General features: G+C 57.4%; 5 protein-coding genes and 1 pseudogene. 2 read left to right on the top strand and 4 right to left on the bottom strand.

The annotated features are described in order from the left end of the window. A pseudogene (locus tag ACDELDRAFT_RS03795) lies at positions 1–480 on the bottom strand (DNA mismatch repair protein MutS); the annotation flags it as partial. Positions 481–652: 172 nt separating this feature from the next. Here ACDELDRAFT_RS03795 and ACDELDRAFT_RS03790 point away from each other — a divergent pair. Together ACDELDRAFT_RS03790 and ACDELDRAFT_RS03785 are read left to right on the top strand one after the other, a co-directional pair. Continuing rightward, positions 653–2182, top strand: coding sequence for an integrase family protein (locus ACDELDRAFT_RS03790; protein WP_005793602.1), 1530 nt, complete (start codon positions 653–655; stop codon positions 2180–2182). Continuing rightward, positions 2172–2828 carry a hypothetical protein gene (locus ACDELDRAFT_RS03785; protein ID WP_157764880.1) on the top strand — a complete coding sequence of 219 codons (657 nt, stop codon included), beginning with the start codon at positions 2172–2174 and terminating at the stop codon, positions 2826–2828. The genes ACDELDRAFT_RS03790 and ACDELDRAFT_RS03785 overlap by 11 nt, the downstream gene beginning before the upstream one ends. Positions 2829–2839: 11 nt before the next feature. Here the strand turns inward: ACDELDRAFT_RS03785 and ACDELDRAFT_RS24925 are convergent, their stop codons facing one another. The 3 genes from ACDELDRAFT_RS24925 to ACDELDRAFT_RS23910 form a co-directional block, all read right to left on the bottom strand. Next, positions 2840–3151 (bottom strand): hypothetical protein, encoded by a 312-nt coding sequence (locus ACDELDRAFT_RS24925; RefSeq protein WP_157764879.1) that lies wholly within the window; start codon positions 3149–3151, stop codon positions 2840–2842. A 28-nt stretch (positions 3152–3179) separates the two neighbouring features. Beyond that, on the bottom strand, positions 3180–4217 hold the full coding sequence (locus tag ACDELDRAFT_RS03780; protein WP_005793598.1) for a hypothetical protein: 1038 nt from the start codon (positions 4215–4217) through the stop codon (positions 3180–3182). Positions 4218–4290: 73 nt separating this feature from the next. Next, positions 4291–6396: a MobA/MobL family protein gene (locus ACDELDRAFT_RS23910; RefSeq protein ID WP_005793596.1), complete on the bottom strand. Its 2106-nt coding sequence runs from the start codon at positions 6394–6396 to the stop codon at positions 4291–4293. Positions 6397–6588: the final 192 nt, after the last annotated feature.

Raw genomic sequence — 6588 nt, 5'->3', positions numbered from 1 at the left:
CGCGCATTCGGCCAGGAACACGCGGCCCTGCGTCACGCTGAGCCAGGCCAGGCCGCAGCGCGCGCGCGCGCCCTGGTGCACGGCCAGCAGCAGGGCCTCGGCCTTGTCGGACAGCAGCTCGCTGTCGGTCAGCGTGCCGGGCGTGACCACGCGCACCACCTTGCGCTCCACCGGTCCCTTGGCCGTGGCCACGTCGCCCACCTGTTCCGCGATGGCCACCGACTCGCCCATCTTGATGAGCCGGGCGAGGTAGTTCTCCAGCGCATGGAAGGGCACGCCCGCCATCACCACCGGCTGGCCGGCCGACTGGCCGCGCTGCGTGAGCGTGATGTCCAGCAGGCGCGAAGCCTTCTCGGCGTCCTGCCAGAACAGCTCGTAGAAATCGCCCATGCGGTAGAACACCAGCGTGTCCGGGTGCCCGGCCTTGAGGGCCAGGTACTGCTGCATCATGGGGGTGTGGTTTGAGAAGTCATTCTCCATGACTTGTGTTTTTACGTAAGCTGTTGAATTTTCTATATTTTTTGTCACTACTCAGCTTTCTTGTCTTGTCATGAATCGCATAGAACCGCACAGAACCGCACAGAACCGCCATTTTTGCGTAGCAAGAATGTAGCAAAATAGAGACCCTCATCACGCAATTTTGGGTGGGTATATGCGCTTCATCTTCACACGCGACAACCTCAAAAAGCTGACCCCGTCCGTGCGCCCTGTGGTGGCAAACGGCAAGATGGTCGGCCTAACTGACGTTGACGAGCCCAAGGCTTACATTGTCTCTGACAGTGGGCCCAACACGCCGCCAGGCCTGTGCTTGTATGTGGGGACGAAGCGTAAGACCTTCTACCTCCAAGTCCGCGTGGGGGGGAAGGTCACGAAGGTGGCCTTGGGTGACTATCCCCGGCTAAATGTGAACACCGACGACCCCCTCACTGATGTCCGACAGATTGCTGGGGATGTGCGTTTCTCGATGAAGCGGGGTGAGGACATTCAGGAACTCCGTGCCGAGGAGCGGGGAATTGTGGCCACTACCCTGGGGCACGTGATGGCGAATTATTTGGAGCAGTACAAGAAGGGGAAAGACCCCCGGCCCAATTCGGTAAAAGCCATTGAGGCGGCCATCCGTCGATTGAACCCGTGGCTTGGAAAGTCGCTGCGCACGATCGGCGTGAAGTCTGTTCAAGAAATCTGGCAACGCATTGCCGAGGAACAGGGACATCGCACGGCAGCAGAACAGACGTTGATGTGGTGCCGCGCTGCGTTTAACGTTCACATTGAAGACCAGCAGGCCAACCGAAACCGGGCATCCTTCGATGGCGAGCTGTTGGTCAACCCGTTCAATATTGCTCGCAGACACATGCGCACACGCGCAGAGTTAGAAGCTGAGTACGAAGACCGGAAAGTTCGCAACCCATTGGAGAACACACCTGAGAAGCTCGGGGTGTGGCTGGATGCGCTTTGGGCAAAGCGCCAGCGCAACCGCGATGCGGTGGACTACATGCTGCTGACGTTGTTGTTGGGTGCACGCAAGAGTGAGACAGCCAAGCTGGTTTGGCGTGATCAGCTGTTGGCGGAGGGCTTAGACGAGACGGAATTCAGCGTGCTGTCGCTTCCCGAGGGGGTGGAATGCGGCCAAGTTACTTTTAGGGGAACGAAGTCCGGCACAACCCACAGCGTGCCGCTCGGACGCTTTGCCACCTGGCTGATGAGATTGCGCCAGCAAGAGCAGCCGAACCAGCTCTACGTTTTCCCCGCGTCGTCCAAAAACCCCAAAACCGAGTCTGCCCACTACAACAGCCCTCGTGAGTTCGTCGCATCCCTTCGTTCAGCGCTAGAAAAAAAGAGCATGCAGGTGGCTTGGAGTGACTACGCCGCAAGCCGGGGTGCGGAGATTGCCGCGTCAGTAGAAGCCCAAGAGGAGTTTGAGCGGAGATACCGACCCCAGTGGGTGTTCACCATGCACGATCTCAGGCGGACCTTTTGCACCGTCGCCGTGAATATCGAGGGCATGCCCTATGCTGTTGTTCAGCAGCTCATGAATCACGGGCAAATGGGGAACGTAACCGCGCGATACGGTAAGCCCAATCAGGACACCCTGCGCCGATACATGCAGAAGCTAGAAGACGAAATACTCCGGCATGCCACAGTGCTGCCGAGACTTGACGGGGAGGCAGTCAGTGAGCATTGAAGATATGGATGCGGGGCAAAACGCTCTGTTGGCCGAGGTCATGGCGCTTTCGCCGGAAGTGCGGCGGGTCAAGTTGCTCTCAGCCGCAAAAGCCGCGCTGATGCTCGATATGTCAGTGAGCACGCTTGAAAAGCGGCGCAAGAAGTTGAAGCCACCGCCCCCAGCACCCAACTGGGCTGGCGGTAAAAAAGGCGACGAGGTGAAGTACCTGGCGAGCACCCTGGTGGAGTACATCGCGGGAGAGCCGATCAGCCAACCCAACCCCTACCCGTCCATGGAGCACCTGCCGATTGCCAAGAACGCAGCTGCTTCACGCAAAAACGGCCTGGGCATCCTCGGTATCAGGCGCCATCTAATGAAGTTCGGCTCCGTGATGGAAGTCGCTGATGACGATGCGGTTTGGCCGTTTTTTGTGGAGCAGCAGGGATTGGTGATAGCACCTTGCTGGGAAAACGTTCAGACCACTGCGGAAATGTTCATGGATGACCGCATTGAAGTGGTTTGGATGGATTGGGTGGCCGCTCTCGCAGGCGTTTGGGTCGACGAAGCCGCGCGAGGCCACTGGTTGACGGTTGCCGAGGAGGAGTCTCCCGGCCTGTGTCAACGCGTGGACGAGTCCAGGCGTGCAAAGCTCCTGGCTCTCTGACTGGTTGCTTTTCAATTCCCCATGAGACCAGCGGGTATGTCGTGGTCTACCGGTGCAATAAGAGGCACCCCATCCAGTGCCATGCGGACCCTGGCTGCCACAAATTCTGGCGGCATTGTCTCGATGAGTTGCTGCAACTCTGGCAACAGTGTCTGAGCCTTGGAAACGAGGTTCGGAAACCCGCGATACGCATCAACACCCTCTGGGGTCGCAAATGCTTCGAGTGCCGTGCGCGCGGAAATCAGAGACTTGTGCAGAAGCAAAAAGTCATGACGAAGTCGGGGGGATGGTGGTGCAGGACTTGGCTGGACGTGGTCAGACATGGCATCGATGCTTTGTTGGGTGCGATGGTCAGGCATTGGTGTTGTAGTCCAACCCCGCAAGAGTAGAGTCGTCTAACTCCTCATCATCTGACCTATAGACGGGCGGCACCCTCATCTCTTCATAGATTCTCAGCATGCCTGGTCGTGCATTGAAGTCCTGATCTGTCAGTTCGAAAAGGATCTCTACCCCCAACCTGAAACTGCCTGTCCCAGGGGGTAGACGCGGCGACAGCCTATTTATGTACAGGTGGTGCTTGTGGCCAGCCAGCAATACTATGGTCTTGCCATCAATCGTGCTGCAAACCCATTCGCCTTGGAACGAAACGCCGTCAACTTCAACACTCCAAAGTCCAGCACAGTCATAACGCTTGAAGTACTTCCCCTCGCCAAGGGTAAATTTAATCTTGGATAGATCGCGTTTTAGCCGCTCACGTGGGTTGACGATCTGCTTTTCCATATGGTCGATCCATTCCGTCAACACGGTTTCGAGTGGCTTATCAATGAGATATCGGTCACCTTCCGATGTCTCGTGATCCCACGGAAGATATCCAGCGTGTCCGCCGTACAAATGAAATCCAGTTGCATCTATCAGCGGACCGTCGCATAACAGGGCGTCAATCACCTGGCGTTGACGCTTAGATCCTTTTTGGATGTTCGCACCTTCAAAGAACCAGTCGATGTACTTGTGAAATCTTCCGAGCTCTTCCAGGCGCTCCGCCCGTGCCTCAATCGCAGGCCACACCCCAGCTGCGTTCTGGACCTCGGGTAGCTTTACCAAAAACTTGAATCGCTTGCCCCTCTTCTGGGGGTGCTCCTCGATAGGAAGTAACATTAACGCGACCTTCAAGGGACGCTGCTTGCACCCCACAAGAACCTGGCAACCCCACTTTTTCTCGAATCGCTGCTTCCACTTACCGCCTTCCGAATCTGTTCGGTCAAGTGCTTGCACGATGGAGTCGGCCACTCTTTGGGCCTCCTCTGTTACACCTTGTTGGTCATGCCCAAGATCGATATCGTCGCTCACCGATTGACCATTGATCGGGTTATTGTTTTGCTCATTCATCATTGATTGCTCCTATGTGCAACCAGATTCGCAAACCGATCCCCGATCTGTCAAGTGGGTACCCCGAAGCCAGTATTCATGCGGGTTTGCAAGCCATCATCGGTGTGAATGACGCCTGTTGCCCCCGAAAATCTTGGGCATGTCCTCGATCCCCAGGTTGCTGTGTCACCTTTGATGGGGTGCTCCGCATCCCACTCCACAGCTCACTGGACCTGTCGTACCAGGCTGGGCAAAAGGCGCTGATGGACTTCAACTCAGTGGGCGTGAACTGGTCCACCAACTCATCCCACCAAGCCCTTTGCCAGCCTTGGGGAGATCCAGCCAAGCGGTTGATGTCTGCTTGGAAGGTTTGCCAGGTGTACGTGCTACCCAGTCGTTGACAGCACGAACGGCGGTACTCGAAGTCCGCTAACTGTTGGGGCGTCAACACCTGCTCAACAGCCCACCGCGCTTGCAATTCAAGCTGCTGGAATGCCGATAAGGCTCTGGCCGCTTGTGCGTGGTTGGGCTCTCGGACTGTTCCGATCAGCGCATCCCGCACCAGCTCCTCAAAGAATGCTCTTCGCAACGGAGGTACAGCGCGCAGAGCAACTGCAAGACGATGTGGCCTGCGTTTGGCAGCGAAGACCAGGTCCTTGATCAGCAACGATTCGATCAGCGATTCGTTGTTGATGGGCTCCGGCAACTCCTTACCTTGCGTCATACGTTGCAAGCGCTTGCGCAGGATTTCCGGGGTAAAGGGTCGGTCAATCGCGGTTGCCAGGCGCTGACAGGCTGCAACGATGTCGGTTTCTGAGCCACCAAGATGGGACAGCTCGGGAAATGACACCAGCACCTCACGGAATGTTGCCGATGGCACTTTGAGCGCTGTCGCTTGAACGTCGGGTGCCGATGGGGTTGCACGCTGCCGGAATTCAGGCAGCCTGGATTGGGCCTGCTCGATCAGGGCCTCCAACTCCCCCAAGAGCTGGGGCTTGTTCTTGCCCACCCATTCCTTCACGCTGAACGCAGCCCGAATAACGTGGGGTGGATCGGCAGCGTCCAAGCAGTCCGGCAGACGTTGGTGGGCACGGCTCACCACCCACATCAGTTCTTTGGCCAGCAGTTCTGCCAAGGGGTTTTCTTGGCTCTTCCGAATGCGCTTGTACTGCCTCAGGAAAACTGACCAGGACCAAGATCGACCCAGCGTTTCACGCCATCGGGCCAATACGTTGAACGCTGTTTCTGCGTCAGGCCAGGCAAGCAACAGTTGACGCCGTGCATCTGCGTCAGACTGGTCGGCCAGTGCGGCATCGTCCAATGCTTTTGAACGCAACGCCAGTGGGTATGTGCGTGAAGGTTGCGCACCTTGATTTGCGGGGGCGAATCCTTCCCACGAACCAATGTGTCGCACCATCTGAACGCCACAGACACCGGCACGCAAGTGCACATGGGCACGTCGTTGGCGCTCCAATCGTCGGCGGTGGTTTCGCTCTTGGGCCTTCTTGTTGCGCGCGATCACCTCTTCACGCTTCTGAGCATATTGGGGGTTCGACTGCTCCACATGAGCGGGGCCGACATGGGTCGTCGCCTCTCTTTGCAGGCCCAGTTCTGCAAACGACTTGTGCGTGACCCGCTCTGATCGTCCTGCCCGTTGTAAGGCTGCGTTGCAGTGGTCTGCCCAAGATTTTCTCCACCCATAGAGGACCTTGAAAGTGTCGAGGGCACGGTTCTTGGGGCCGAATCCGTCAGCAGTCCAATGCCGGGTCGTACACATCATGTGGACATGCGGGTTGCCTGGCTTGTTGTGGATCGCGTAAGTCACCAGCACCCCGTGCGGCGTGAGTTGCTCTCGAATGAAGTTTTCAATCAACCTCACCCAGGCCTCTGGGGAGGCACCATCAGCGATTTCTTTGGGGAGGGCGCATTCAAATTCCCGAAAGATGGCAGCGTCTTTGCGCTTCTCGGACTGGTGAACGTGCTGCCACAAGGCTTGTGCACTGTCTTTCCAAGCAGGACCAAAGCTGGGGGTGATGGTTGCGTTGTGGATGACCTCACGGCTTTTCGAGGTGCTGTCGTAGATGTGCTGGGTGACTGGATCGATGATTCGCGATCCCGTGCGGTAGGCCAGTGCGCGCAGCGCATGGAGCTTCTTGTTTTTGGCACGCGAGTGCATCTTGACGGTGAGGTGGTAGATGCTCATAGCGCACCCCCGAACACTGAGAGGGTGGCACCTGTCTCATCAAGCTGGCGACCTCGACAGCGTGGTTTCCGATGTATGTGCGGGCGACCTCGACCGTGAAAGTTGAAGTCTCGACCACCGAAGGGTGGCGCACCAAAGCGTTGTCCCGAAGGGGCAATGCATAAGTGCGCTTGGACAAGTCCCGTGACCGGG

The sequence above is a fragment of the Acidovorax delafieldii 2AN genome, assembly GCF_000175235.1.
GTDB lineage: Bacteria > Pseudomonadota > Gammaproteobacteria > Burkholderiales > Burkholderiaceae_C > Acidovorax > Acidovorax delafieldii_B.
Note: the sequence above shows the minus strand (reverse complement) of the source record. Positions and strands in the feature narration are given on the sequence as shown.